Source organism: Alicyclobacillus kakegawensis NBRC 103104 (assembly GCF_001552655.1).
GTDB classification, from domain to species: domain Bacteria; phylum Bacillota; class Bacilli; order Alicyclobacillales; family Alicyclobacillaceae; genus Alicyclobacillus_G; species Alicyclobacillus_G kakegawensis.
Genome location: NZ_BCRP01000007.1, coordinates 151,291 through 177,351 on the forward strand (window position 1 = coordinate 151,291; position 26,061 = coordinate 177,351).

At 61.1% G+C, this 26,061-nt stretch carries 26 protein-coding genes; 12 read left to right on the forward strand and 14 right to left on the reverse strand.

Annotated features, from left to right (window positions below; genetic code table 11):
* Positions 1–35: 35 nt before the first annotated feature.
* A complete protein-coding gene (ilvA, locus tag AK2_RS07860) occupies positions 36–1,271 on the forward strand; it encodes a threonine ammonia-lyase (protein WP_245632821.1) in 1,236 nt (411 codons plus the stop codon).
* Positions 1,272–1,325: 54 nt separating this feature from the next.
* On the opposite strand, the gene cax is transcribed toward ilvA, so the two are convergent.
* A complete protein-coding gene (gene cax / locus AK2_RS07865; RefSeq protein ID WP_067933090.1) occupies positions 1,326–2,387 on the reverse strand; it encodes a calcium/proton exchanger in 1,062 nt (353 codons plus the stop codon).
* A 168-nt stretch (positions 2,388–2,555) separates the two neighbouring features.
* On the opposite strand from cax, the gene AK2_RS07870 reads away from it, so the two are divergent.
* Positions 2,556–3,047, forward strand: a complete 492-nt coding sequence (locus tag AK2_RS07870) for an inorganic diphosphatase (RefSeq protein WP_067933092.1) — start codon at positions 2,556–2,558, stop codon at positions 3,045–3,047.
* Positions 3,048–3,216: 169 nt separating this feature from the next.
* On the opposite strand, the gene AK2_RS07875 is transcribed toward AK2_RS07870, so the two are convergent.
* From AK2_RS07875 to AK2_RS07885, 3 genes are all read right to left on the reverse strand, one after another.
* Positions 3,217–3,498, reverse strand: coding sequence for a hypothetical protein (locus tag AK2_RS07875; RefSeq protein ID WP_067933093.1), 282 nt, complete (start codon positions 3,496–3,498; stop codon positions 3,217–3,219).
* Between the two features lie 54 nt (positions 3,499–3,552).
* A complete protein-coding gene (locus tag AK2_RS07880) occupies positions 3,553–4,329 on the reverse strand; it encodes an enoyl-CoA hydratase/isomerase family protein (RefSeq protein WP_245632822.1) in 777 nt (258 codons plus the stop codon).
* Positions 4,330–4,410: 81 nt separating this feature from the next.
* Entirely contained in the window at positions 4,411–4,638 is a 228-nt protein-coding gene (locus AK2_RS07885) for a hypothetical protein (RefSeq protein ID WP_067928897.1), read from the reverse strand.
* A 577-nt stretch (positions 4,639–5,215) separates the two neighbouring features.
* On the opposite strand from AK2_RS07885, the gene AK2_RS07890 reads away from it, so the two are divergent.
* A complete protein-coding gene (locus tag AK2_RS07890) occupies positions 5,216–6,589 on the forward strand; it encodes an LCP family protein (protein ID WP_067933095.1) in 1,374 nt (457 codons plus the stop codon).
* A gap of 96 nt (positions 6,590–6,685) precedes the next feature.
* Here AK2_RS07890 and AK2_RS07895 read toward each other — a convergent pair whose 3' ends face one another.
* The 4 genes from AK2_RS07895 to argJ form a co-directional block, all read right to left on the reverse strand.
* Positions 6,686–6,997, reverse strand: a complete 312-nt coding sequence (locus AK2_RS07895) for a hypothetical protein (protein WP_067933097.1) — start codon at positions 6,995–6,997, stop codon at positions 6,686–6,688.
* A gap of 117 nt (positions 6,998–7,114) precedes the next feature.
* Positions 7,115–7,609: a MarR family winged helix-turn-helix transcriptional regulator gene (locus AK2_RS07900; protein WP_067933099.1), complete on the reverse strand. Its 495-nt coding sequence runs from the start codon at positions 7,607–7,609 to the stop codon at positions 7,115–7,117.
* 189 nt (positions 7,610–7,798) lie between these two features.
* Positions 7,799–8,770: a magnesium transporter CorA family protein gene (locus AK2_RS07905; RefSeq protein ID WP_067933101.1), complete on the reverse strand. Its 972-nt coding sequence runs from the start codon at positions 8,768–8,770 to the stop codon at positions 7,799–7,801.
* An 81-nt stretch (positions 8,771–8,851) separates the two neighbouring features.
* Positions 8,852–10,072, reverse strand: a complete 1,221-nt coding sequence (argJ, locus tag AK2_RS07910; RefSeq protein WP_157076269.1) for a bifunctional glutamate N-acetyltransferase/amino-acid acetyltransferase ArgJ — start codon at positions 10,070–10,072, stop codon at positions 8,852–8,854.
* 197 nt (positions 10,073–10,269) lie between these two features.
* On the opposite strand from argJ, the gene AK2_RS07915 reads away from it, so the two are divergent.
* From AK2_RS07915 to AK2_RS07945, 7 genes are all read left to right on the forward strand, one after another.
* Complete coding sequence (locus tag AK2_RS07915) at positions 10,270–11,019, forward strand: polysaccharide deacetylase family protein (protein ID WP_245632823.1); 750 nt, start codon at positions 10,270–10,272, stop codon at positions 11,017–11,019.
* Between the two features lie 218 nt (positions 11,020–11,237).
* On the forward strand, positions 11,238–12,032 hold the full coding sequence (locus AK2_RS07920; RefSeq protein WP_067933104.1) for an enoyl-CoA hydratase/isomerase family protein: 795 nt from the start codon (positions 11,238–11,240) through the stop codon (positions 12,030–12,032).
* 44 nt (positions 12,033–12,076) lie between these two features.
* The gene (locus tag AK2_RS07925) at positions 12,077–12,868 is read left to right on the forward strand and encodes an SDR family oxidoreductase (protein ID WP_067933107.1); all 792 of its coding nucleotides are present in this window, start codon (positions 12,077–12,079) and stop codon (positions 12,866–12,868) included.
* Positions 12,865–13,662 carry an SDR family oxidoreductase gene (locus tag AK2_RS07930; protein WP_067933108.1) on the forward strand — a complete coding sequence of 266 codons (798 nt, stop codon included), beginning with the start codon at positions 12,865–12,867 and terminating at the stop codon, positions 13,660–13,662. Before AK2_RS07925 ends, AK2_RS07930 begins: the two co-directional genes overlap by 4 nt.
* Positions 13,663–13,753: 91 nt before the next feature.
* Positions 13,754–14,617 carry a CoA transferase subunit A gene (locus AK2_RS07935; RefSeq protein WP_217994679.1) on the forward strand — a complete coding sequence of 288 codons (864 nt, stop codon included), beginning with the start codon at positions 13,754–13,756 and terminating at the stop codon, positions 14,615–14,617.
* A 35-nt stretch (positions 14,618–14,652) separates the two neighbouring features.
* Complete coding sequence (locus AK2_RS07940; protein WP_067933110.1) at positions 14,653–15,513, forward strand: CoA-transferase; 861 nt, start codon at positions 14,653–14,655, stop codon at positions 15,511–15,513.
* A complete protein-coding gene (locus AK2_RS07945) occupies positions 15,513–16,259 on the forward strand; it encodes an SDR family NAD(P)-dependent oxidoreductase (RefSeq protein ID WP_067933112.1) in 747 nt (248 codons plus the stop codon). Before AK2_RS07940 ends, AK2_RS07945 begins: the two co-directional genes overlap by 1 nt.
* 73 nt (positions 16,260–16,332) lie before the next feature.
* Here AK2_RS07945 and AK2_RS07950 read toward each other — a convergent pair whose 3' ends face one another.
* The 5 genes from AK2_RS07950 to AK2_RS07970 form a co-directional block, all read right to left on the reverse strand.
* The gene (locus AK2_RS07950) at positions 16,333–17,592 is read right to left on the reverse strand and encodes a beta-ketoacyl-[acyl-carrier-protein] synthase family protein (RefSeq protein ID WP_245632824.1); all 1,260 of its coding nucleotides are present in this window, start codon (positions 17,590–17,592) and stop codon (positions 16,333–16,335) included.
* Positions 17,593–17,883: 291 nt separating this feature from the next.
* Positions 17,884–18,417 carry a YceI family protein gene (locus AK2_RS07955; RefSeq protein WP_067933116.1) on the reverse strand — a complete coding sequence of 178 codons (534 nt, stop codon included), beginning with the start codon at positions 18,415–18,417 and terminating at the stop codon, positions 17,884–17,886.
* A 152-nt stretch (positions 18,418–18,569) separates the two neighbouring features.
* Complete coding sequence (locus tag AK2_RS07960) at positions 18,570–21,785, reverse strand: adenosylcobalamin-dependent ribonucleoside-diphosphate reductase (protein ID WP_067933118.1); 3,216 nt, start codon at positions 21,783–21,785, stop codon at positions 18,570–18,572.
* A gap of 51 nt (positions 21,786–21,836) precedes the next feature.
* Complete coding sequence (nrdR, locus tag AK2_RS07965) at positions 21,837–22,337, reverse strand: transcriptional regulator NrdR (protein WP_067933120.1); 501 nt, start codon at positions 22,335–22,337, stop codon at positions 21,837–21,839.
* Positions 22,338–22,541: 204 nt separating this feature from the next.
* Complete coding sequence (locus AK2_RS07970) at positions 22,542–23,339, reverse strand: HAD-IIA family hydrolase (RefSeq protein WP_067933122.1); 798 nt, start codon at positions 23,337–23,339, stop codon at positions 22,542–22,544.
* A 180-nt stretch (positions 23,340–23,519) separates the two neighbouring features.
* On the opposite strand from AK2_RS07970, the gene AK2_RS07975 reads away from it, so the two are divergent.
* Positions 23,520–24,392, forward strand: coding sequence for an MBL fold metallo-hydrolase (locus AK2_RS07975; protein ID WP_067933124.1), 873 nt, complete (start codon positions 23,520–23,522; stop codon positions 24,390–24,392).
* 90 nt (positions 24,393–24,482) lie between these two features.
* Entirely contained in the window at positions 24,483–25,169 is a 687-nt protein-coding gene (locus AK2_RS07980; protein ID WP_067933126.1) for a hypothetical protein, read from the forward strand.
* Here AK2_RS07980 and dapF read toward each other — a convergent pair.
* Positions 25,131–26,051, reverse strand: a complete 921-nt coding sequence (gene dapF / locus AK2_RS07985; RefSeq protein WP_083520974.1) for a diaminopimelate epimerase — start codon at positions 26,049–26,051, stop codon at positions 25,131–25,133. The two genes, AK2_RS07980 and dapF, sit on opposite strands and share 39 nt — an antisense overlap.
* Positions 26,052–26,061: the final 10 nt, after the last annotated feature.

The window sequence follows — 26,061 nt, forward strand, 5'->3', positions numbered from 1 at the left end:
AGCCGGGCATGCACGCACAAAAAGGGGCCGTCACCGTGCAGACCACACCACAGAAACCCGAAACACCCGACCTCGCCCAGATTCAAGCCGCACGAAAGCGGCTAGCCGGGGTCATCCAGACGACCCCGGTGGACCTCTCGCAGACCTTCTCAGAGATGTGCGGCAACCGCGTCTTTCTCAAGCTGGAGAACCTGCAAACAACCGGATCATTCAAGCTGCGCGGCGCCTACAACAAGATTGCCCTGCTGACTGCTGAACAGCGGCGCCGCGGCGTCATTGCGGCCTCGGCCGGGAACCACGCGCAAGGAGTGGCCTATGCCGCTCGAGTACACGGCGTCCCTTGCACCATCGTCATGCCCGAATCAGCCAGCCTGGCCAAGGTGGCCGCCACCCGCCACTACGGCGCGGAGGTGGTGCTGGCGGGAGCCACATACGACGAGGCGTACATCCGCGCCTGCGAACTGCAGTCCCTGCGGGGCGCCACATTCGTTCACGCATTTGACGATGCGGCCGTGATATCCGGCCAAGGAACGATTGCTCTGGAGGTGCTCGAGCAGGTGCCGAGCGCGGCGGCCATCGTGGTCCCGATTGGAGGCGGCGGGTTGGCGGCCGGCATCGCGGTGGCGGCCAAGTCATTGCGGCCCGACATCCGCGTCATCGGGGTTGAAACAGCCTCCGCTCCGGCCTTTCGGATATCCCTGGACGCCGGCAGGCGCACGCCAGTGCCGGTGGCGCCCACGATTGCAGACGGAATCGCAGTCGCGGAACCCGGGCGCCTTGCATACGGGCTGGCCGCCCAGTTGTTGGACGACGTGATCACCGTGGAAGAGGAACAGATTGCCCGCTGCATGGTGCTGCTCCTGGAACGCTCCAAGGTCGTCGCCGAGGGTGCCGCCGCGGCCGCGGTGGCTGCAGTCGCCTATGGCAAGCTGCCGGCTGGCATGGGAGATACCGTGGTCATTGTATCGGGGGGAAACGTGGACGTAACCATGCTCTCGCGCATCATAGAACACGGACTGGTTGAGTCCGGCCGGTTTGTGCGGCTGTCCGTAACACTCGCCGACAAGCCTGGCGCACTGCGCAGCCTCTTGGACGTGTTTGCCGGTCTGGGGGCCAACGTCCTGAGCATTCACCACCACCGTGTCGGTACGCGCATCGCGCTCGGACAGACCGAGGTTGAAATCGACCTGGAGACGCGGGACCAGGCGCACATCGATGCGGTGATGGCATCGCTGCATGAGCACGGATATCTTCCGAAGCAACTGAGCTAACTCCCGTACGCACCCAGTGTGGGGCCTTAGAACCGGGCCCTGCACGGGCCGCCCTCAGAAGCTGGGCAACGAATAGAATCCGACCGCCATGATGACATACGCGGACAACGCGAGCGCCCCTTCCAGCCAATTCGATTCCCCGTCCATCATGAGAATGGCGATGAGCATCGCCCCGGCTCCCATACAGGCCAACTCCGGCCAACTGAACACCAAGTACATGGGATGCCCCAGAAGGAGGCTGGCAGCAAACAGCACCGGCGCCACAAACATGGCCACCTGCAGACTGCTGCCCACCGCAATCTCAAGCGAGAGGTCCATCCGGTTTTTCCACGCCATGAGTACGGCTGAGGCGTGCTCGGCGGCGTTGCCGACAATCGCCACGACAATGACGCCGAGGAACAGTTCGCTCCAACCAAACGTATGGCCAACCTCTTTCACGGTGTCCACCAGCCATTCGCTCTCGAAGCTGACCAGAATGGTGGTCAGGAACAAGATCAGGACGGCCGGCCACAGCCGCCACGGCTCGTCCTCCTCCGGATTGGCCGCAACCGTGTTGATGGACTCAAACAGGTCCCGGTGCGTGATTAGGGAAAAGTACAACCCACCTATGTACAGTACGAACAATGTGGCGGCGACGACGCTCGACAAAAGGATGTGCGATCCGTGGTCCCCCGTGGCGAAAATCGCGGGTACGATATACGCGACCCCGATGCTCGCCACCAACATCGATGAGTTGCTGCGAGCCGCCCGAATGTTGAACCGCTGAATCGGGTGGCGAATACCGCCGACAAAGAAGCTGACGCCCAGTACGAACAACAAGTTGCCCAGGATAGACCCGGTGATGGACGCCTTGACCAAATCGACCAGCCCGTCCTTAATGGCCATCACACCGATGATGAGTTCCACCGCATTCCCAAATGTGGCCGACAACAGCCCGCCCAGGCGCGGACCGGCATGGGCGGCGATGGATTCGGTTGACCGGCCCATGATTCCGGCCAAGGGAATGATGCTCATACACGAAAGCAAAAACACCCAGATGGCCGCCGCGTGCATGTACTGCACGATGGCGCTTGCACCGACGAGGACGGCCGTGACTGGCCAAATCCATTTGTTCAATTTGCCGCAACCTCCTGATTCACGTCGACGGGCGTACGCTCTATGCCCGTCGGTCTTGTACAGTCGCCCCGGTTCAGTTTCCACCTCGCATACAATCCATTATAATGGATTGGTAAAGACAGTCGGCGGGCGCTGCTTGGTACGCCCCCGGCGAGGGAGGTAAACCTGATGGCCAATGAGACTTTTCATGTCGACGTCTTGATTGAGATTCCCAAAGGCAGCCAAAACAAATATGAATTCGACAAAGAGGCTGGCGTTTTCCGGCTTGACCGCGTCCTGTACTCCCCGATGCATTATCCGGCTGATTACGGATACATACAAAACACCCTGGCCGAGGATGGCGATCCGCTCGACGTCCTCGTCTTGGTCAGCAATCCCACCTTCCCGGGCTGTGTGATTGAGACGCGGGTTGTGGGCGTGTTGCTGATGGCGGACGACAAAGGCCAGGACGAAAAGCTCATCGGCGTCGCCACAAAGGACCCGCGCTTCGCGCACGTGCAAAGCTTGGAAGACATCCCTCCGCACATCCTGAAAGAAATTGCCCACTTCTTCCAAGTGTACAAGGACCTAGAGGGCAAGGAGACCCGCATCGACGGGTGGAAAGGCGCGGACGACGCGCAGCGCATTCTTCAGGAAGCGCTGGCACGCTACGAAAAGTGACAGCCCTCGGCACGGCCGGGAACGTCTGGGTCCAGGCGCTTGGGAACCCAAGCCCCACCCGGATGAGTCCCCATCCGAATGCTGAAAAAGGACGACGCGAGACAAGTCGTCCTTTTTCATACGCTTGGCCCAGGAGGGAGATGCCTATGCCGGGCAGGCCCAAACAGCCTCAAGAAAACAGTGGGTAGCCGCGCTTTTTCAGCCCGCGCACGAGCCAGGCGGCAAGCAGACCGCCCAGCCAACCGACGGCAAACAATCCCCATTCGGCCGCCGCCATATGCCCCCCCGTTCGCAGCAACACATAGACCGTCACCAACCCGTCCAGGCACAAGGAAACCCACCAACGGCGCAAAACCATGTTGAGAAATGCCCCGACCCCAAACGAGCTTACAATCGCCAGCAATCCGAGCAGAAACCAAGCACCCAGCGCAAATGCGGCGGGATGGCCCATATTCTCACTCCCCTGCCATGCGAGACGATGTGTCTACACATCGCTATCGTCGGCTTATCGGTGGCGAAAAACGGGTTTGCGTTTTTCGATAAAAGCCGTAATCCCTTCCCGGGCGTCTTCTGTTTCAAAGACTTGGCCAAACAACTTGGCCTCCAAACGCAAACCGCTTTCCAGGCTGCCATCCAGGCCTTGGTCAATCGCCATCTTCGCCAGCCGCAGGGAGGCTTGACTCCGTTCCCGAAACACCTGCAGAAACTCCACTGCCCGAGCGCAGGCCTGCCCGCGCGGAACCACCTGGTTGACCAGTCCGATTTGCAAGGCTGTGTCGGCACCAATCGCCTGACCCGTCAAGATCAATTCCTTGGCCCGTGACGGCCCAATGAGTCTGGGCAGCCGTTGTGTACCGCCCGCGCCCGGGAACACCCCCAACTTGACCTCTGGGAACCCCAGCTCGATATGTTGCTCGGCGATGCGAAAATCGCACGCCAAGGCCAGCTCCAACCCGCCCCCGAGCGTGACACCGTTGAGCGCCGCCACGGTGGGTTTGCCCAATCGAGAGAGCTGGTTCATCGTCTCGTCGAACCGCAGCGCCATCTCCTCGGCGATACCCTGCTCCACATATTGCGGAAACTCTTTGATGTCCGCGCCGGCCATGAAAGCCCGCTCACCTTGACCTGTCACGACCACGGCGAACACATCCTCCGCTGCCGCAACCTGCGCTACCTCCGCACGGATTTTATCGCCCATCTCCGCGCTCAGCACGTTGAGCGGCGGGTTATCCAGCGTCAACACCGCCACACCGTCGCGGGTTTCCATATGTACCTGAGCCACTTTGGCATCTCCTCTCCCTGATTATGTATGCCGCGCGCAGTTCTATCGGAGAGCGCCACAAAGGACGAAGATACCGACTGCTCAATACCGCTTCCATTCATCGGGATCTGGCTGTTCCGGGTGTCGAATCCTGCGCAGCAGCCGCACCGCATAGCGGATCGCCAGTACCATGGCGCACACACCGACAATGGCGGCCCCAATGCGGGTCATCAACGCCATCATGTGAAACATTCGCCCCAACGTTCGGCACAATTCCCAGCCGCCAATAGCGAAGGCAGCAAACATCCAATCGGGCAAAAAAGGATTCAAGGACATCCTCCCCACATCGCGACCCATGCAAATGACCGTACCCTAGCATTGCCCACATTATAACACGGATAGGGAGAGCTCAGGCGGCCATCGACTTATGTACACTCTGCACATCCTCACATGGGTTTGCGTGCATGCCAGTTCCTTCTATATAATCATGAACGAGGTGAGTGAGAATGGCCCATCACGGACACGTGCACGCTTGTCCGAACTGCAACCATACATGGTTCCGAGAAGAAAAAATTGTTCAGCTCGACGCCAGCGTCGTCATTCAATCGTCATTACCTGTCGAGGGACGGACAACCAATGTGACGTATCGATACGTCTGCGTGAACTGCAATCAAATCCTGGACGAGCCCTGGAAAGGGCACCACGATTGACAGGAGCCGAAGCCATGTCCGACGGTATAGGGCCGTCGGACCGGTTCCAGACGGCGCCCCGCCGTCCTTTCCCCGTCATCAGGTTTGCACTGGGGGCATATTATCATAATACTCAATTTTTTGTGTCGTGTATCATATGGATTGAACGCGGTTTCGACAGTTCTCGACTTTGGTCATGTTGGGAGAGTGACTGAATCATGGCAGGCCGTCCACGGCGGCACAATTCCCCCCATTCCACCGGCCGCGGCCGATCCGGTCGGTGGAAGCGCGCAATCGTCCTCGTCACTGTGGCGGCCTGCGCCGGTGTGGCCGGCGGGGCGTATTACGCGCTGCACCGGCCGTTGAAAACAGTTTCCGCTCCGAGCGGTTCGAAATACACGGACGTGGCGGAACAACCAAAAATCCCTGCGGATCCAAATAGAACCAACATCTTGCTCATCGGTTCCGACACGCGCCCGGGTCAGGTGGGTGGCAACACCGACGTCTTGATATTATGCAGCATTGACCGGGCCCATCACCGAATTGAGATGCTCTCCATCCCGCGGGACACGAAGGTCACCTTCCCCGATGGCACGCAGGGCAAGATCAACGAAGCCCTTTCTCTCGGCGGCCCCGCCCTGACAGAACGAATGGTAAGCCAACTGTTAGACGTACATATTGACAATTATGCGCTCACCCACTTCGGCGGCCTGGTAAAAATCATCAACACGCTCGGCGGCATCCGGATTGATGTCCCGGAGCGCATGTACTACCGCACGGGAGACAAAGAATACGGCGTCATCAATCTTCAACCCGGGGTGCAAACCCTCAACGGCGCCCAAGCCTTGGGGTTCGTCCGTTTCCGCCACGACCGTCTCGGCGACATCGGGCGCACCCAGCGGCAGCAGGAATTCTTGAAGGCACTCTCCCACAAGCTTATGGATCCAGCCAACATCGTGCGTCTGCCGCAATTGGTCCGGGAGTTTTGGGGAACGATTGACACCGACATGAGCCTGGCCCAGGTGATACACCTAGCCACCCAAGCGACAAGTTTCAAGCAGTATCCAGTGGTCAGTGAAACCCTGCCGGGGTCGTTCCACAACCCAGATCCCAACATCCCCCATGACGCCAGCTATTGGATTGTCAATCCGGCGGAAGCGCGCTATGCCGCCAAGGGCCTGCTGGACAACGGAATACATGTCACGAACCCGGTGCAAGACCCGTACATCACAGAGCATTGGAGCCCGGCGGACGGAATGGGCGCACAGGCCCGCCTCCGCTCGGCTGCCACAACCGCTGGAACACAGCCAAATGGTAACACAACCTCGGTCAGCACAAATTCAGACGCTTCCAACGACAACCCAAACGCGGCGGGAGGAACTCCGCCGTATCCAGGGGCGGTCAAGATGGTGGTGACCGGACAAGCCATTAATGTGCGTTCAGGACCGGGAACCAATTATGCGGTGGTGGCGTCGGCCGCGGCCGGGGAAGTGGTTTGGAAACTCGAGGAGTTCAACGGATGGGACAAGATTCAACTGCCCGAGGGAGCTATCGGCTACGTGGCCAGCTGGTTGCTGCGACCAAGCCCGTGACAGGGGCACGAAAGCGATAGCACGCTCCAAGCCCTGCCGCCACCGCTTTCTTGGCGCGCCGTCCCGTCAAACAACGCGATGCAGGCGCCAGAGGCCTCACGGCCACCAGCTCCCGTGATACACCTGCATGCTCCATGGGTCCAACCATTCCGGGTGAACCACCGGAAGCGGATACCAAGGCCCCCCCACCGGATAGGCAGCAGCCGCCTGTGCCTTCGCGAGGGACTTCGCTCGCGCCCACTGGGCGGCTGCCCCGTCCCGGCGATGGGGTTCATAGGCGTGGGCGCGCAGCCACCAAGGCATCAGATCCACCGGTCGCCCGTACCAGTACGGATAACTCCAGGTGGGTGCCCATTCATTGGATTCCGGCATGTACCCGGTAGCCCAGCCCGGACGAACCTTAAACATTCCCTGCGCCTCCCTGTCCATCGCGGCGAGCGATGGGTCAGTTTCTCTGTAGCCTATGTCAGGAGACGGCAATCGGGTTCCCCGAGCCTACGCAGGCCGGCACAAATCGCGCGCACATCACTTGCACGGATACTCTGGCGCCTCCGAACGCACACCATCTTGTTCCCATTCATTCTCCTTGACGGCATCTTCTATCAAATCGACCACACGTTGCAGGATGCGGAGCAGCGTCGCCGCGTCATCAGGCCCCAGTTGCTCCAAGATACTGCGCCACTTTTGGATGCGAACGGATCGGATATGTTCGAGCTTTTGCTTGCCTTGATTGGTTATGGCGATGTATACCACGCGTCGATCTTCCTCGGACCGCGTCCTGTCGACAAAGCCCGACTTCACCAACTCGTCGCATACCTGAGTGACAGCGCCCGGGCTCAACCCGACGACACGGGCCAAATCCGAAGCCTTGGCTCGGTCACACGCGTCGAGATAGCGCAAGATGAACATCTCGCTGGTCGTCAAACCGAACTTTTTCACCTGCGAGTGTACATGCGCTATCTGCTGAAACCGAGACATGATGTCCTCGAACTGGCGAATCCAGTATGCCCCCGCATCCATTTGCGTTCACCACTCCCACGCTTTCTCGCTATATATTTTAGCAACCAAACAATCCTGGAAGCAACTGTCCCACGTCCCTCCGGGGACAGGAACGACAAAAAAAGACCGGCTCCAGACACGAGGAGCCGGGAGCGCTTATTTCCAGTATGGCAGTCCACGACGGCCTGATACCCGCAAAGTGAACCTGGGCTAGATCCATTTCCGCCGTCGGAATGCCCGAATCATGATCCAGGTGATGACCAGGAGCCCGGCGGTCACAATCACAGTTGCCAGCCAACGCCTTTGGAACGGAATCGGCACGTTCATGCCGAAGTAACCCGTGATCAGCGTCAGGGTGGCAGTCACCGTGGTAATGACCGTCAACACCCGCATCGTCTCGTTGGTCTTGGCCGAGACCAACGACGAATACGTGTCCAACGCGCCTGAAACCAAGTCGCCGAACACCTCGATAGAGTCGGAGATCCGTTCGAGATGATCCGTGAGGTCCATATAGTAAGGAATGTTCTCTTCCTTGACCGCGAACGAGTATGCCGAACCCACGTTTTGAAAGATTCGCTTCTTGGGCTGCACCACCCGACGAATCAGGACAATCGTTCGTTTTAGAGACAGAAACTCCTCGGTGATTTCCATGGCCGGGTGCTCATACATCTCGTCCTCCAACTCGTCGATACGGGCGGAAATCCGTTCCATGATGGGAAAGTACTCATCGGTTATCCCGTCGACAATCGAGTACAGAAGAAAATCCGGTCCCTTGTTCATGTGGAACGAATCCCGCAGCGACTGGGCGGCAATGCGGCCGATAGGCTGAACGGGGTGCCGATGCACGGTGACAATGTAGTTTTTCGCCAAGAATACGTTGAGTTCTTCCGTGGTGACCTCGCGTTCACTCTCTTCATCGTACTTCAGGGCGTGAAACGTAAAAAAATAATATTCATCATACCGATCCACCTTGGATCGCGGCGAATCGTGCAAACAGTCTTCAATGGCCAAGGGATGGAAATCAAACTTGGCGGCCACCCACTTCAGTTCATCCAGGGTGCAATTGTAGAGGTCTATCCATAACAAGCTGTTTTCGTCGGCGAGCAAATCCTGCAGGCGCGAAAGGTCCACGTCATGATACATTCGCTGATCTTGATGGTTGTAAAAATAAGTCTTGATCATGGACCTCGCCTCCTCGTATTGCTGCCATTTCGACATTATATTCTGCCTTATTGGCTGCCGTCAAACCTCGGGACCATCTGCTCACGTGCGATAATCGGCGTTGATGCGCACGTAGTCGTAAGTCAGGTCGCACCCCCAGGCGACGGCCGTCCCGTCCCCCGCGTCCAGCGTCACACACACCTGCACTTCGTCGGCGCTCAATACCCGCGTAGCCTCTGCTTCCGAGAAGGGCACCGGTTCCCCCTTCTCCAGCAGCAAAACCTGGCCATAGGGGCTCACAAACTCCACGCGCACCCGCTGCGGGTTGAATTGCACCCCGCTGTATCCGAGAGCCGCCAGCACCCGTCCCCAGTTGGCATCGCGACCAAACATCGCAGACTTGACCAGATTCGAGGACACCACCGATTTGGCCAAACGCCGCGCTGCCTCGGTGTCCTGGGCGCCGACAACTTTGACCTCCAGCAGCTTGGTGGCTCCCTCCCCATCGCGGGCAATCTGCTTCGCCAACGAGACCATGACCGCTGTCAACGCCCGCGAAAACTCCGCATAGGCCTCCGATTCTCGGGCAATGGCCACCCCGGACGCGCCGTTGGCCAGGACAAACACAGTGTCATTGGTGCTGGTGTCGCCGTCGATGGAAAGCATGTTGAAGGAAACGTCGACCCCGTCCGCCAGGGCTGTCTGCAGCACATCGGGCGCCACCTCTGCATCCGTCGTGAGAACGGCCAACATCGTAGCCATGTTGGGATGAATCATCCCCGACCCCTTGGCCATCCCCCCTATGGTCACGGTTCTGCCCTGCAGCGGAAAACGGATGGCCGCCTGCTTCATCACCGTGTCGGTCGTGCGAATCGCGTCCGCCGCCCGGGCGTCTACAGCCGGCCCCCGCGCCAAGGCAGCACCCAAACGTCCCATTCCTTCCAATACGAGATCCATGGGCAGGGGCACGCCAATCACGCCGGTGGAGGCCACCAACACTTCCTCCGGCTGTACGGACAGGAGACGGGCCGCTGTTTCCGCCATCACCCGGACGTCGGCATCGCCTCGCCGGCCCGTGCAGGCGTTCGCGTTGCCACTGTTCAGCAGCACGGCACGCGCGCGGCCGCGCCTATGGACGATGGAGCGGGACCAATGAACGGGCGCGGCTTGTACAACGTTGGTCGTAAACACGCCTGCTGCGCTCGCTTCTGCCTCGCTCAAGACCACAGCCAGGTCATCTGCCCCCGAATCCTTGACTCCCGCCCGCGCGGCCGCGGCCAAGAACCCTTGCGGCGCCGTCACGCCACCATGCATCCATTCCATGTCTTCGTGCACCCACCATTCCGGAAATCTTTCAGAACCCTATTCGGTGTCCACCGCGACCTGCGTCACACACGTGTATAGGTTACTACCTCAGACCATGGCCGGTCGAGAGAAAAATTAGCGTTCAGACAAAAAAGTGTGGAACCTCGCCAGGAAAACGCCCATATCCTAAAGGCGATAATAAGGAGGTTTTGCAATTGGTCACAGGCGACGGATGGGTATGGCACCATCAGCAGCCCGTGCCGCATGAACACGGCACAGAGAGCTCAAGCGAGCGCCCTCCCAGGTCGCAGCACATTGACTGGCACGGCCGATATCCCGGTCTGGTCCTGCTAAACGGCCCCGACCAGCGGCGGACCGTGGCCCTGACCTTCGACGACGGACCCGACGACAAATGGACCCCACGCATCTTGTCTGTGTTGTCCGATTTGCGGGTGAAGGCGACGTTCTGCTGTGTCGGACAGCGGGTGAAGGACCATCCCGATGTCCTGAAACGAATCGTGCGCGCGGGACACGTGGTGGCCAACCACAGCTATCACCACCCCAACCTGACCAAACTGCCCAAAGAGCGTATTCGCACTGAAATCACCACAACCAACGAGGCCATCATGCGCACAGTCAACCTGAGCCCACGATTTGTGCGTCCGCCCTATGGGGCCATCAATCGCACCGTGATCGACGTGATTCAGGAACTGGACATGAAACTGCTGTTCTGGAATGTCGACAGTCTCGATTGGTCGGGGTTAACCAGCGCCCAAGTGGCGAGCAACGTGCTGTCGCACATTACGCCAGAAGCCATCGTCCTCATGCACTCCGCCGGTGGACGAGGGGAAAGCTTGCAGGGCACAGTGGACGCTCTGCCCCATATCGTTCAGGTGCTCCGTCGAGAGGGTTATACGTTTTCCACCATTTCCGAACTGCTCGGGGAACCCGCCTATCAAACCTGACCCCGCGGCCCGGCCGCGGATTGGCCCGGGGCGTCGGCCGGTCCGGCCTCGGCAAGGCACAGGCCGCCCAAGGCGCTGCTTGCCCCTCGACCCCCGGGTTGTCCACGGGCCCGGCTTTTATAATAAAATAGGAATGGTTCCCCGAGCCCTTCGAACGCGTTCGCGCGGCCAGGGGACAAGCCGTTGGGTGCACGTCTGTCATGTTGGGGAGGTTGCGAATGGATTATCAGGAAATTCAATATCAGGTCGATGGCGCCGTTGCCACTGTGACCTTGAACCGTCCAGACGCCTTGAACGCGCTGACGCAAACCATGCGCCGCGAGTTGCTGCACGCGCTGGACCGGGTGGCCAAGGACCCGAATATTCGGGCTGTGCTCATAACGGGAGCCGGACGCGCCTTTTGCGTCGGCCAGGATGTGCGGGAACTGGCTGACTATTACGAGGCCAACGGTCCGGAGCTGGGCCGCGTGGTCGAGGAGGAGTACATACCGATTGTCCGGCGCCTGCGTTCGCTGCCACAACCCACTGTGGCTCTGGTCAACGGCGCGGCTGTCGGCGGCGGCCTGGCATTGGTGTTGGCCGCAGATTTTCGCATCCTGCACAGCAAATCCCTTCTCTCGCCGGTGTTCGTGAAAGTGGGACTGGCCCCCGACACGGCGGTCACCTTCCTGCTCTCCCGTGCCATCGGCTACGCCCGCGCCCTGTCCCTCACGCTGCGTGGCAGCGCACTGAAGCCTGAGGAGGCTGTCGATCTGGGGCTCGCGGCCCAAGTCAACGCTTCTCTGGATGAGGCGTGGGAGGAGGCGCGCACCCTGCTGGCCGAGCTGGCGGCTGGTCCGACTCGGGCTTATGCAGAAATCCGCCGCTTGTACGACCTGGCAGCTGCACATTCCTTGGAGGAAACCGTGGTATTCGAACGGGAAGCCCAAGACCGACTGGCGAGGACACAGGATCACCAAGAGGCGGTCAGGGCGTTTCTGGAAAAACGCGAGCCCCACTTCACGGGCCAATGAACCATCGCCCAACGCGGGGAACACATCGGAAAGGGGAAAATCACATGCACAAACCCATGCTGCCCAATGACACGTTCCGTGGCCAGACCGCCGTGATTACCGGCGGCGGCACGGGCATCGGCTTCGCAATCGCCAAATATCTGGCGAACCTGGGAGCGCGCGTGGTCCTGGCCAGTCGCAAGGCCGAACACCTGGACAAAGCCGTCGCGGAAATCCAGGACGCCGGGGGCGAAGCGTTCGCCGTACCGACCGACGTCCGCGACCCGGAGCAGGTCGACCGCTTGATGAACACGGCGGTGGAGAAAACCGGACGGCTGGACATCCTCGTCAACTCGGCAGCCGGGAACTTCATCGTGGACAGCGAGAAGCTTTCCGTCAACGGCTGGAACGCCGTCGTGGGGTCCGTGCTCAACGGCACCTTTTACTGCACGCGGGCGGCCGGCCTCAAGATGATTGAGTCGAAAAACGGAGGCCGCATCCTCTCCATCGTCGCCAGCTACGCGTGGACCGGCGGCCCGCGGACCGTTCATTCGGTGGCGGCCAAAGCGGGGGTCGTCGCCATGACGCGCACACTGGCTGTGGAGTGGGCGCATTATGGTATCCGAGTGAACGCCGTTTGCCCGGGTCCGACCGACACCGAAGGCGCACGTCCGCTGTGGGCCGATCCGGCCGACGAAGAGCGCCTGAAGGCCAAGATCCCGGTCGGCCGTTTTGCCGATCCGTCCGAAATCGCCAACGCCGCCACCTATCTGCTCTCTCCCTACGCGGATTTTGTCAACGGAGAGGTCTTTGTGATTGACGGTGGAGAATGGCTCGGAAAGGGTTTGACCTCATGAACGACTTGCTGACTGGAAAGATTGCCCTGATCACGGGGAGTTCACGCGGTATTGGCCGCGCCTCCGCGATCGCCATGGCGCAGGCGGGCGCGGACGTGGTGGTGCATTACAATCGGCAGGCCGACTTGGCGCAGGAGGTTGTCCAGGAGATTCAATCCCTAGGCCGGCGCAGCGTGGCGGTCCAGGCCAACCTGGAATCCAGCGAGGACATCGAGCGGATGTTTCAGGTGGTCGGCGAAACCTACGGCCGGCTTGATGTCTTCATGGCCAACGCCGCCGCCACCGCGTTCAAACCGGTGCTGCAGATGAAGCCGCATCACATCGACCGAACCTACCGTCTGTTGATCAACGCACTCGTAACCTCTGTCCAACTGGCGGTACCGCTCATGCAGGGTCGGGAAGGCCGCATCATCACCGTCACCGGGCACGGAACCGACTTCACCCTGCCGCTGTACGGATCCATCGGATCGGCCAAGGCGGCCGTGGAGGCCCTGACTCGCTACCTGTCCTATGAACTGGGGCCGCACGGCATCACCTGCAACGCATTGGCTCCTGGTGTCGTGGCAACCGATTCGGCCCGCTACTACATGGGCGATTCGTACGCCGAGTTTGAGCGCGAGGTGAGCCGGCAGACCCCGCTCGGACGGTTGGCCACACCGAAAGACGTGGCCGACGTCGCCGTCTTTTTGGCCAGCGACCTGTCCCGCTTCATCACCGGCCAGGTGATACGGGTGGACGGTGGACTGACCCATACCTCCGGGCCGTTTGAGACCACTAAGGACCTGCGCCCGTAAAACGGCTGCTCGACAGCCTATGGCTGTTGCAGGCCAACCTGTCACGCCCTGCAACAGCCGATATTTCAGTGTGCCAAGGAAGGTGACCCGATTGGACAAGCGGATGACCGTTGACCAGGTGGTGGCCGATATACCGAGCGGATCCACCGTGGCCATCGGCGGGTCGTCGCTCTCCCGCAAACCGATGGCCCTGATACGAGCACTCGCGCGCAGCTCCGTGAAAGACCTGCGCCTGATCGTCGATGTCGGCGGACCGGATGTGGACCTGCTGATTGGCACTGGATCTGTATCCGAAGTCATTTACGCGTTCGTCGGTTTTGAGGTTTTGGGGCTCGCCCCCCACTTTCGCCGCGCCCGTCAACAACAGGCGCTCCGCTTCGAGGAGTGGACCGAATACACCGTGATGGCGGGGCTGGATGCCACCATCAAACGGGTCCCCTTTCTCCCCACCCACGCCGGGTTGGCTACCGACGTACTGTCGGTCAACACCTCCTTCCGGCGCTTCCAAGACCCGTTCCACGGCGAGGAGTTGGTCGCGGTGCCCGCCCTCAAGCCGGACGTCGCTCTCATCCATGTGAATTATGCGGACGCCAAGGGCAACGGCGTGATCCTTGGCGATGGCCACGTGGATGTGCTTTGCGCGAAGGCGGCGCGCCGGACGTACATGTCGTGCGAACGCATCATCTCCTCCGACGAGCTGCAGCGTTACGGGCGTGACGTCCAGATCCTGCGCGTGCATACCACCGGCGTCGTCGAGCTCCCGTGGGGCGCGCATCCCACCGGCTGCGCACCCGACTACCGAGCGGACCTGCGCCACCTGCAAGACTACCTGAAGCACTCAGCCAACGAGGATGCGTGGCGTGAGTATGCGGATCAATACATCTACACAGACCCGTCCCGCTACCTCGAACGGCAGGGCGGCGTCGAGGCGCTGCTCGCCCGCCTGAAGGTCTGAGGTTAGGGCACACCCGTCTGGAAAGGAGAATCACGATGCCACTGGATGAGAGGTACGCGCTCGACGAATTCCTCATCACCACCATGGCCCGCCAGTTCAGCGGCGAGGTCATGGTCAGCTCGGTCACGGCCTTCGGGGCGCTGGCCGCGCTGTTGGCGAAGGCTCGCTATGCGCCCGACCTGGCCGTCTTGGCCACGCCGGAATCAGGGATGGAGGTCACACCGATGCCCACGCTCAGCTTGGGGCAGTTTCTCACCGACGCCCAGCGTGGCATTCCCCTGACCATGGAAGAGATTTTCGACGCCATCTTCACCGACCACTTTCGCATCTGGATTAACCCGGCGCAGATTGACCGGCACGGGAACACGAACATCAGCGTGATTGGCGATTGGCACCAGCCGAAGGTGGCAATGGTCGGTTCGCGCGGCATCCCGGAAGATACGAGCCACCTGTCGCAGATTTTTTACTACGTCCTGACGCACAGCAGGCGCACGGTCGTGGAACAGGTCGATTTCCGCAGCGGGGCCGGCACGGGGCCGGATCGGGACGCTACGCTGGGAGCGCACGGGGCCCCAAGCGTCCTGGTAACCGACTTGGGCGTGTTTGACTTCACCGGCCCTGGCGGCACCATGGCCGTCCGCTCCCTGCATCCCGGCGTCACGTTGGAGGAAGTGCAGGAGAAGAGCGGTTTCGAGATCCACGCCCCCGGCTCGATACCGGTGACAGACCCCCCGACTGAGGAAGATGTGCAAATCATCCGCGATGCCGATCCGCTCGAGGTCCGCAAGCTGGAGCTTCTCTCTGGGCCCGAAGCCGCCGAGCGGTTTGTCAGCATCTATGAAAGAGAGCGCCAGGCACTGCATGCCGCCTGGCCGCGATTAGGGAAGCTTGGCTGATGACGCAGAAAAAACGAGTTCTCATCACCGGAGGAGCCCAGGGCATCGGCTTTGCGGCCGCCGAGCTGTTCCTGGAACGAGGGTACGAGGTCGCCATCTGGGCCTTGCACGCGGACAGCGTGCAGCGGGCGGTGGCGGCCCTCGGTGAACGGGTCTTCGGACAGACCGTCGACGTCGGCAGTGAAGAGCAGGTAAAGGCAGCCTATCAGCAGCTGGTGGACGAGTTCGGCATCGTCAACATTTTAGTCAACAACGCCGGCTACACCCTGACATCCCGGTTTCTTGACGAAGATTCCAAGTACTGGAGACGCGTTGTCGATACCAACCTGTGGGGCGTCATCTATACAACGCGGGCGGTGCTGGGCGATATGGTGGCGGCCGAATCTGGCAGCATCGTGAACGTGGTGTCGGATGCCGGGCGCGTCGGCATGGCGGGCGAAGCAGTGTACGCAGCCAGCAAAGGCGGTGTGGTGGCGTTTTCCAAATCCATTGCCCAGGAGGCGGCGCGATACCACGTCCGAGTCAACTGCGTCTCCCCTGGTCCCACGCGTACGCGCATCCTGGAGATCAACAGCGAACATGAAGACGCGCAGAAGCTGATTGACAAGATGATACGCCGCATTCCCCTGCGCAAGATTGCCGAGCCACGGGACGTGGCGGAGGCTATCGTGTTCCTGGCCAGCGATGCAGCCTCCCAGATCACAGGACAGGTGCTGTCTGTCTCCGGCGGATTGACCATGGTTTGAGATCGGACCTCTATCACTCAGAACACACAAGCAGGGCAGGCATAATGCCCTGCCCTGCTTGTGGTTCCCCACTTTATTCCTCGTACCGTTTCCATAAGAGAACGCCATTTTGCCCGCCGAATCCGAAAGAATTGCTCAACGCGTAGCGGATGGCCTGCGGGCGTGCCTCCTGAACCAGCCCTCTGGGTGTCCCGGGTTCCGGATGGTCACAGTGCAAGTTCGGCGGCAGCCATCCCGTTTCCAAGGCCTTCACGCAGGCCAAGCTCTCCACGCCTCCCGCCGCCCCCAGCAGGTGGCCAATCGAACCTTTGATGGAGCTGACCGCGATATGGTCGAGCGCCTCGCCGAACAACGCCGACAGCGCCTTAATCTCGGCTGTATCTCCCGCCTTGGTGGAAGTGGCGTGGGCATTGATGTAATCAATGTCTGCCGGCTGCACCCCCGCCTGCGCCAGAGCCATCCGCATCGCCGCCATCGCCCCGATTCCCTCGGGATGCGGGGCAATCTGGTGGAATGCATCGTTCGATGTGCCGTACCCAACCAATTCCGCATAGATGTGCGCGCCTCGTGCCAACGCCCGCTCCAACGGCTCCAAGACCAAGATGGCCGCGCCTTCTCCCATCACCATCCCGGAGCGGTCGATGTCGAACGGGCGCGACCAGCGCGAGTGGTCGTCCGGGCCGTGGCTCACCAGCGCCCCCGACGCCCGCAGCCCCGCCAGAAGTGTGGACGCAAACAGGCAATCGCTGCCTCCCGCCAAGGCCACATCCACGCGGCCGCTTTGAATCCAGCTGGCCGCCTCACCAATCGAATTGGCCGAGGAGGCGCAGGCCGTGGTGTAGGTGAGAACAGGCCCCTGAATATTAAAATGAATCGCTACCGAGCTGCCGGCCGCGTTCGGGATGGACTTGGAAACCAACCTCGGCTCCACCCTCGCCAGCGCGTCCTTCGCCAGCTCCGTAGCGGCGTCGTCCATGTTGCGAATGGAACCAAAGCTCGTGCCCATGAAAACCCCGGTCCTCTCCGGACTCGTCCCGGGATTCCACCCCTCATCGGCAGTCAAACCTGCGTCACGGACCGCCTCCATGGCCGCGACCAACGCCATCTGACTGAACCGGGCCGTGTCCCGGACCGTCTTTCGGGAGAGAAAATCGGATGGCTGGAAGTCCGGCACGTCGGCCACCACAGGTGCCCAAGGCGCAAGCACCGGGTCTTTTGTGGTGCGCACTGCGGAGCGATTCTGGATGATTCCGTTCCAAAAGGGTTCAACTCCCACTCCATGCGGCGTGACAGCCCCCAATCCCGTTACCACGATCCTAGCCGATGATGTCAACGTATAACTCCCCTTACAATGACGAACCGTCATGTTCAACGTCTCTGAGGCGTCGTTTTTCGCCTGACCAAACAGCGCACAACATCCTCATTATACACCATCCACGGTTTACGGGGCTGGCGGAGGGCCGGTCCCCCCTCCGCCAGCCCAGTCCCATCAAAAAGCAGCAAAAAAGGAGGGCAGTTCATCTGCCCCCCGCCATTCAACCCGTCGGACCGTCATGCGGGTGCTTGGTCATGACGACCGCAAAATCAGGCATAGCCGGGTCCTTTGGCTGTGATGCCAACACCCTCAGGCCTGTTTGGACGCTTCCAATTCAATCGAGACCTGCACCTCGTTGCCGACCAAGACGCCGCCCGTCTCCAGCGCAGCATTCCACTTCAGACCATACTCTTCGCGGTTGATGGTTCCACGTCCACTGAAGCCCACCTTGATGTTGCCCCAGGGGTCTTTTCCCTGGCCTTCGTAGGTGACGAGAAACGTCTCCGGACGGGTGACACCGCGAATCGTCAGGTCGCCTGTCACTTCGTATTCGCCGTCGCTCTTTTTGACGATGCGCGTCGACTGGAAGGTGATCTTCGGGTGGTTTTCAGCATCAAAGAAGTCAGGCGACACCAAGTGCTTATCGCGGTCCTGATTGCGGGTGTCCACGCTGTTCACGTCAATCTCGAAGCGAACGCTGGCCGTGGTCAGGTCGTCGGGGTCTGCTTGAATCTCCGCCGAAAACCGTTGAAAGGTCCCTTTCACCTTTGAAACCATCATGTGACGAACGGAAAAATCGATGCTGCTGTGGTCCACATCCACCGTCCATCGATCCAACGCCATGTACGCTCCCTCCCTGTCCACCGGATTTAACTTACAGAGCGTTATCAACTTAACTATGTAAAGCTGTCTCGCTCTATAGTATGAATGGCCTTACGGCCAGTGTCAAGATGATGTTGCCACATTCATGCGGCTCCTCGACTCCGCCGCAGGCGTCAGCACTTACTGTATCCGCACGCCTCACACTCGTAGCAGCCGCCAGTGCGGACCAACGACAGCTGGTGACAGTTTGGACACAGGTCCTTGGCTACACTGTACGAGCGCAGTGGCAAGGCAGCGGCTCCCTCGGAAGTGGCCGTTTCCTGTCCCGACGCCCATTCGGCAAATCCACGGCGACGCATCGGGAACGTCTCCGCGTGTTCAATCAACGCCTTGGCAATCGCATCCGGCACGGACGTGATGCGGCGGTCGCCAAACCCGACGGAATTGTATCCGCCGATCCCCGAAAAATGCTTAACCAATTCGGCTTCTTTGTTGGGGTTGTTGGAATCGCGCAGGTACAAGGTAATGGCGCGACCCAGCGCTTCATTGGCGGCATACACATCACTGCCCGCCTTGCCGATATTCACGAAAATCTCCAGCGCCACGTGTTCGTCCGGATCGTCATTGATGGTGATATACGCCTTGCCGAGCGGCGTCTCCTTCTTGTACGTGGCGCCGTACAGCACATCAGGGCGGCGGCGTTTGACGTAGCCAACGGCTGCCGGAGCCGGCGAGGCTGACTTTGCGCCTTGCCCGTCGCCGCCTGCCGGAGCGGGCCTCGCCTCTGCGTCCTCGTCCGCTAGTGCGGCTTCGGCAGATTCCTCAGCCTTCAGCGACAGAACCTGCTCCGAGCGGGAACCGTCGCGGTAGATGGTCACACCCTTGCAGCCGAGTTCGTAGGCCAGGTCGTACAGCCGCTTGGTATCCTCGACGGTGTAGGAGTTGGGCGCGTTGCAGGTCTTGGAGATGGAACTGTCAATCCACTTTTGCAGCGCCGCCTGCACCCGCACATGCTCCTCCGGCGTCAAGTCCATGGCCGTCACGAAGTAATCGGGCAACTCCTGGGCTTGCGGATGCGTGTCGAAATATTCCTGCACGATGGCGGCGTTCTCCTCAAACATGCCCAACCGCGAGTTGCGGAAGTAGGACCAAGCATAATACGGTTCACACCCGGTCGAACAGCCGACCATGGTGCCGGTGGTGCCTGTGGGCGCGATGGTCATCGTCGTCACGTTCCGCACCCCATGCCGCCGCACGGCCTCAGCCACATGCGGACGCTCCGCCGCCATTTGCCGCATGTACCCGGACTGCAGGAATTTCTCGGCGTCAAACCGCTCAAACGGCCCGTTCTCCTTGGCCAACTCCACAGATTCCAGATAACACCACTCCGCCATAAAGCCCAGCAACACGTCAATCAGCCGCACCGACTCGTCCGATCCGTAGCGCACGCCGCAATACAGCAGCAGATCGTGCAGCCCCATAATACCCAGGCCCACTCGCCGTTCGCTCAGCTGGTTGCGGCGGTTTTCGGGAAACGGGTAGTACGTCGCGTCGATGACGGCGTCCTGGAACCGCAGGCCGGATCGGACCACATCCTCGAGTTCCTCCCAACGGATGTGATGGAGGAAAAACTCCGCTTTCTCGCGGTCAAAGTGCCGCAAAAGGGCCTCGCGAATGGCTTCCTCCTTGGCCGGGTCCTGAAACTCCACCCGTTGTCCTGAATCTGCGAATCCGACGGCGAACTTGCTCAACACCACGGCTCCCAAATTGCAGATACCGTAAGCCGGCAGCGGCTGCTCCCCGCACGGGTTGGTGGCAACCAACGGATTATAATACCAAGAATTGGACATCTCATTCGCGCGGCCCAGAAAGACCACTCCCGGCTCCGCCGACTTCCAGGCCGAGGTCACCAGCTCATCCCACAGCTGGCGGGCGGTGAGGGTATCGTGCACGACAAACTCGCGGCCACTCTGCTCCCACCGGTCGAAATCCCCATCAAAGTCGTTGACGTCCTCTTCCCGCACGAAACCGATGGGCCACGGCTCATCCGCCTCCTTGGCGGCCATGAAGCGTTCCGATACGCCGACCGAGATGTTGGCCCCCGTTATCACCCCGTCCACCTGCTTGCAGCGAATGAACTTGAGGATGTCAGCATGGCGGTCGGCCAGGATTAACATCAGCGCCCCGCGGCGGGAACCGCCCTGTAGAGTCAGCTGGCAGCCAACACTCATGATCTCCCCGACGCCCACCGGGCCAAAACCGTCCCCAAAGACCTGATTTCCCTTGTCGTACAACTGTCCCCAAGAATAGGCCCCGGAGCTCCGTCCGTTTACGCCGCGCACATAACTGTAGCGTGGGCGCAGCGAGGACAGGATGATGGAAACCGTCTTGCCCTCCTGCATCCGCTCCCACATGTCGGCGAGCGTCTCTGCAATGGTGCTGCGCTGGTCACCGGGATAAAGCACGGTGCCGATGATGTCCGACAGCACCAGGGCGCCGCTGGCCAGGATCTTTTCGTACAGGTCCTTGGCCGAAACCGGCTCCGAACGAACCACCGGGCGGCCTTCCCCCAGCCAATCCTCAATCCGTCCGTTCCACAAATCGTCATACCCGTCGACACTGGTGTCCGGAAAGACAAACTGCCACTTCGCGTCCTCTTCCACGGCGCGCAGGAAGCTGCGGTTGACGCGCACGACCTTGGTGCTGTGTGGGTAAGACGCCTCAAGAAACTCCGGCAGGTCCGCGTGCCACACGTCCAGAACCAGATTGAGGTATTTGTTGCGCGGCTCCGACGACACCGGCACCAAGCTCCCCTGAGGCGGTATGCGCGACAGGTTCATGCCGACGCCGCCGCTGCGCGCCTGGATCTCCAGGGTTTGGCCGAACGATTCCGCGTAGTCACGCAGGGTTGGCCCGACGCTGGGAATCACAAAACAGTTATAGCTGGTCGTCTGCATGCCGGAACCCAGCGACGCATTCACGCGCCCGCCCGGAACGTACCGCCAGCGGCTCTGCAGCTGATAAAACTTCTCCTCCCAATAAGCAGGATCCTTGGTCACCTCCGCGGCGCCGCGGGCCACTCGTCGCCACATCTGGCGGGGAGCGGTCTCCAACAGCACGTCCACCTGGTGGAACGGCAGCACCTCGCGCACCCCGTCCTTCAACTCGACCGTCACCGAGCGCTCGGCCTCGTTCACGTCGACCACGCGCGCCAGCTCGTGATAGGCGCGCTTTTTGTCCAGCACCGCGACCACAAGCGCTCCCGGACTCAACGATTTCTTGGTCACATCCTTGAGCAGGTACCTATCCGCAACAATCCGTTCCCCCGTAGGGCTCAGAGCATCCTCGGCGGTAAACGGCAGCATGCTTTGTTCGAGAGCGCGGCTCATGCGTACAACCCCCAGGTATGTATTTTAATTTTATTGCATCCCATTGGAGAGTTACGATCCCTCGGAACCATCGGTGCGCCCGCCTTGCAGTGACTTGTCGCTCAACAGCCCCAACACTTCCTGAGCCAGCGTTTCCACGTCCCGAAACTGCCGGTACACGCTGGCAAAGCGGACATAGGCGACACCATCCAGCTGCCGCAGTTCCTCCATCACCCGCTCCCCGATGACCGAGGAGGGGACCTCACGTTCGTATTCCAGGCGCAGGCCGCGTTCAATGCGGCGCACCACGTCTTCCACCGCATCCGCTGGAATCGGGCGCTTTTCGCACGCCTTCATCAAACCGCGGTAAAGCTTGTCCGCTGAGAATTCTTCGCGCTTTGCATCCTTCTTGATAACCATCAACGGACGCTGTTCGACCCGCTCATATGTGGTGAAGCGACGAGCACAATCCGGATTGGTGCACTCGCGGCGGCGGCGAATGGTGCACCCGTCCTCGCCGGCCCGCGACTCAATCACGCGCGAATTGTCGCAACCGCAGTACGGGCATCGCATCTCTCTCCCTCCCGTCGGCGCCAGGGCGGTCCGCAGAATCACCGAAGCGAGACTCCATATCTAGTGGATGATAACTAGACAACACCGATTATACCCACTATATATACGGCAGGCAACCTGTTTGACCAAAACCCTGTCGGACCGCGCCAGGAGCGGTTTTCCCCTTGCCACCCCCTGCCTTGGCGCCGCGGTCGACTCAGCCCCTCACCTGAGGGCGGCGACCGAAGAAAACACGTAATCCGGTGGCGGAGTAGCTTCCTCGCTGCTGTACTGGACGCCGCTTTGCACCCACACGGTGGTCAATCCGGACGCCTGCCCGGCCGCGATATCGGTGCGCAGGTTGTCTCCGACGATGAACACATCGGTGCGCGCAAGAGCGTAGCGGGACAACGCGTAGTCAATGAATCGGGGAGAAGGCTTGCCGATGATGACGGCGTCCGCACCACTGGCCTCGGCAACCAGGCGCCCGACGGCCCCGTTGCCGGGATAAAAGCGGCTGCCCACCGGCAACCGCACGTCAGGATTGGTGAGAACAAACCAGCCCAGTTCCATGGCGAGCAGGGAGAACGCGGCATAATCCAGGTATCCCGCCCGCCGATCCAGCCCGAGCACCAACCCGTCCACCTCGGGCAAGGCGTCTTCCTGCCAACCGCGCAGGCAGACCCCGGTCAGCCCGACGGCCGCCAACGCCTCCGCCACCCCGGCCTCGCCCAGATAACCGATGCGGCCGCGGCCAACCCGGCGCAGCACATAATCGGCGCTCGCTTCACTTGAGGTCACCACCTCTTCTGGTCTCGCCGTGATGCCCATGCGGTTGAGCTTCTCCGCGGTTTGCTGCGGCGTGCGGATAGAGTTGTTGGTCAGAAACACAGGCTGAATCCGGCGTTCGCGCAGGCGCTGAACGAACGCCGCCGCCCCCTCAATCACCTCGTCCCCCCGGTATATCGTCCCGTCCAAGTCAATCAATGCAGCCCGCCAGGGGCGTGCAAGTAGCGATGCCACGCGCCATCCCTCCATCCTGCTCTCAAACCTACTGTCGGCCCGTTTGCGGGTGTCTCAGCCACCATGCTACTTTACCTCAGTTTGCACGTGCCTGGCTATGCGCCTGGGAGTTGCTTCGATGGCCGTCAGCGTTTACGGTATAGAGAGATACACTCGATCTTCTGGTGAGGAGGGAGTCCGTTGCCCGTTCAAGAATCCAGCCCCGTCCCGGTGCGTCTATCGGGGCACGTCTGGCAAGTGCCATTTCCGACTCCCACCTTGCCGCCCCTAGATCATACCAATACGTACGTGATTACGGCCGGAGACGACTGCCTGCTGGTGGACCTCGGCACAAGCGAAGGGCGTCATCTCTCGTGGCTGACGCAATTCCTGCGCGACCTGGGTGTCCAACGCCTGCGGATCATCGCCACCCACTACCATGTTGATCACACCGCGGGCTTACCCCGGCTGGCGACCCAGTGGCAGGTTCCCATCCACCTTCATCCGTTGGACCATCCGCCTGCCCGACAAGCGCTCGGAGTGACCCCGGAATTGCTGCAGCCTGCGCCAGCGCATGTCCAACTGGCGGATCTGCCTGTCATCATTCGCCATCAGCCCGGTCACACACACGGTCACCTGCATATCGAGGTCCCGGCGGACGGAGTGATCTTGGTCGGGGACCATCTGTCCGGCGCGGGGACGGTATGGATTGGACCGCCGGACGGGCACATGGACGATTACTTGACAGCGCTCACAGCCATCGCGCAAAGCGGATGCCCCGTCGCCGGCCCTGGGCACGGACCGCCGCTAAACGCGCGCGCAGCCGCCCTGCAGACGAAAGAACGGCGGCTCCGGCGCGAGGCGGAGATTCTCTCGTTGATCTCCCAAAGGCCGCTCAGCATCCGGGAATTGCGGCAACGGATATACGGCGATTCGCTGCCTTCCGGCGTCGAGGGGGTCGCGCGCAGAACGCTGCAGGCGCACGTAGAACGGCTGCTGGATGCGGGGCAAGTACAAGCCGCGTGGAAGGACGGGCGCTTCCTGTATAGCGCGGAACCCTCAGCCAATGGCTGAAGCCGGGTCACCGTTTTCCTGGTGAAGGCGTTTGCCAACTTGACCACGGAGTGGGTGGATCGAGCGCGATGAAGGGGGAGGAGAAGCTGGATGCTGGGAGATGCTTGTTGGGCCTATTGGAGGGACCTCGTCCGCTTGCTGGGACGGCCCCGCTCCGTGCTCGACCACCTGTCGCAGCCATTGGCGACCGCCATCCTCCGCTGCCGGTGGGCCACCGCGTGGTCCGTCATTGTGGCCGCCCTCGCCAGCTGGACTATCCATCCAGACTGGCCCACCCAAGCCGCTAGGCTGGTCAGCGGGCGCCCCGTGCATCCAGCCCTCGCCAACTTCGGCTTTGTCTTGGCGGTCCTGGTCTCCATCCCCATTGTGTACAGTGGCCTGCGTCTGTACACACTCATTCACCACGTCGTGGCCGTCAACGTGTGCCGGACTGCCGGCATCCGGTTGAAACTTCTGAATCTCGAGACCAAACTGCTCCCTCTGACAGTCTTGTTTGCCATCGGCTGGGTAGGCACGGCATGGCAGCCGTGGCTGGGCCGGGTGTGGCTCGCGGCCGTTTCTGTGCTGGCCCTGTGGCTGCTGGGAGAGGGGCATAACGCCATCTTCGTGCGGCGCCGGCGCAAACGCCTGGGGCGCCTGGGAGGGATTGGGCTGTGGTTGACGGCGAAGTTGTTGACGTTGTTCATACTCGCCGTCGGCGCCGCTGCCATCGCCGTCGCCATCTCGGTCATCAGCTTCTTAGTGCTGCTCCTCTTGCGCCCCGGCCACACCCGTTAAGCCCGCCGCTGACGCTGCCGGAACCGCGCCCTCGCGCCTCGGCCAAACAAAGTCCCCCGACATCACCTCAACCGCCTCGCCGGTCATCCATACCCGGCCTTCATCGTCCACCTGGATCTCCAAATCTCCGCCCTCCAGGTGCACGAGCACGCGCGGGCGCAACCAGCCTTCACGCACTCCGGCGGCGACGCTGGCACAAGCTCCCGTACCGCACGCCAGGGTGATGCCGGAACCGCGCTCCCAAACCCGAAAATCCAGTTCCCTGTCGCCCCGCGGGGTGACAAATTCCACGTTGACCCGGTGTGCGAAGTCCGGGTGGCGCTCGATGTGGGGCCCCACCTCCGCCAGCGGCACTGCCGCCGCCTGCGCAGAACGGATGACAAAGTGCGGGTTGCCCATCGACACCAGCGTCCCGGTGAACGTTCCGGCCGGCGTCGCCACCGACGCGCAGGACGGCTGCGCCGCCTCCACAGGGCCGCGAAACCCCACCGCCTCAGCCCCAAACCGCGGTCGCCCCATGTCTATCGTTACGCGCTCCACTCGTCCCCCGCGAACCCAGACGCGGGCATTGACCACGCCTGTCTTCACTTCTATCGGGAATTCCTCGGCCTTCGTGTACCCGTATTCGTACGCGTATTTGGCCACGCATCGCAAGCCGTTGCCACACGTCTCGGACTCCGATCCGTCCGCGTTCCACATCCGCATCCGCACCGCTGCACGCTCAGACGGGCCGATGAGAATCAATCCGTCCGACCCGATGCCGCGCCGTACATCACTCACCGCACGCGCCAACGCAGGCAGATCGACAGCCGCCAGCGACTCCTGAAACTCATCTATGTAGATATAATTGTTGCCCAACGCATGCATCTTGGTAAAACGCATCCTCGCCGCC